Origin of the sequence: Peloplasma aerotolerans, assembly GCF_030012175.1 — a bacterium.
In the GTDB taxonomy this organism is placed as follows: domain Bacteria; phylum Bacillota_I; class Bacilli_A; order Acholeplasmatales; family Acholeplasmataceae; genus Peloplasma; species Peloplasma aerotolerans.
The window spans coordinates 1-1,696 of record NZ_JASCXW010000075.1 but is presented as its reverse complement, the minus strand read 5'-3'; the positions used below and the strand labels follow the sequence as shown (position 1 = coordinate 1,696).

Below are 1,696 nucleotides of genomic sequence, written 5' to 3'. Positions count from 1 at the left end.
TAAAAAGACTGTTTAGGTCTTTCAAAACTGAATATGATGAGTGTTTGGAAATGTTATATACGTTTAAGTATATGCCTTTCTCCTTAGAAAGGAGGTGATCCATCCCCACGTTCCCGTAGGGATACCTTGTTACGACTTAACCCCAATCATCAACCCTACCTTAAACGGCTCCCTCCTTACGGTTAGGCCACCGGCTTTGGGTATTGTCAACTTTCGTGGTTTGACGGGCGGTGTGTACAAACCCCGAGAACGTATTCACCGTGACGTTCTGATTCACGATTACTAGCGATTCCGACTTCATGAAGTCGAGTTGCAGACTTCAATCCGAACTGAGACTGCTTTTTTGGGTTTCGCTTCACATCACTGCTTCGCTGCCCTTTGTTTCAGCCATTGTATCACGTTTGTAGCCCAGGTCATAAGGGGCATGATGATTTGACGTCATCCCCACCTTCCTCCAGTTTATCACTGGCAGTCTCGCTAGAGTCCCCAACTTAATGATGGTAACTAGCAATAAGGGTTGCGCTCGTTGCGGGACTTAACCCAACATCTCACGACACGAGCTGACGACAACCATGCACCACCTGTCTCCATGATAACCTCCACTATATCTCTATAGCTTTGCATGGGATGTCAAGACCTGGTAAGGTTCTTCGCGTATCATCGAATTAAACAACATGATCCACCGCTTGTGCGGGGTCCCGTCAATTCCTTTGAGTTTCATGCTTGCGCACGTACTACTCAGGCGGAGTACTTATTGCGTTAACTACAGCACTGAATTTCTCCAACACTTAGTACTCATCGTTTACGGCGTGGACTACCAGGGTATCTAATCCTGTTTGCTCCCCACGCTTTCGTGCCTCAGCGTCAGTTGTGGCCCAGCAAGCCGCCTTCGCCACTGGTGTTCCTCCATATATTTACGCATTTTACCGCTACACATGGAATTCCACTTGCCTCTACCACACTCAAGTTAACCAGTTTCTTTAGCATCACAGCGTTAAGCACTGCACTTATACCAAAGACTTAATCAACCGCCTACGCACCCTTTACGCCCAATAATTCCGGATAACGCTTGCCCCCTATGTATTACCGCGGCTGCTGGCACATAGTTAGCCGGGGCTTATTCTTCAGGTACCGTCAAAACAGTTTTTCCACTGCCCATTCTTCCCTGATAAAAGAACTTTACATACCGAAGTACTTCGTCATTCACGCGGCGTTGCTCGGTCAGAGTTTCCTCCATTGCCGAAAATTCCCTACTGCTGCCTCCCGTAGGAGTTTGGGCCGTTTCTCAGTCCCAATGTGGCCGTTCAACCTCTCAGTCCGGCTACGCATCACTGTCTTGGTGAGCTCTCACCTCACCAACTAACTAATGCGCCGCAGGCCCCTCCTTAAGCATACCTATTGCTAGGTCTTTTAAAACACCAAAGATGCCTTCGATGTTCCTATCCAGTCTTAGCCATCGTTTCCAACGGTTATCCTCGTCTTAAGGGCAGGTTACCTACGTGTTACTCACCCGTTCGCCACTAGAGCACAAGTGCTCTCGTTCGACTTGCATGTATTAGGCACGCCGCCAGCGTTCATCCTGAGCCAGGATCAAACTCTCCATAATGTTTTATGTTTTGTTTGTTAATAGCTCTTATTTTTTTGTTACTTTTGTTTCTCTTGATACACTCATCATCATTCAGTTTTCAAAGACCTT

1 rRNA gene is annotated in these 1,696 nt (G+C 47.2%); it reads right to left on the bottom strand.

The window, feature by feature from the left end:
* Positions 1–87 precede the first annotated feature (87 nt).
* Positions 88–1,606, bottom strand: a 16S ribosomal RNA gene (locus QJ521_RS09595).
* Between the last annotated feature and the right edge of the window lie 90 nt (positions 1,607–1,696).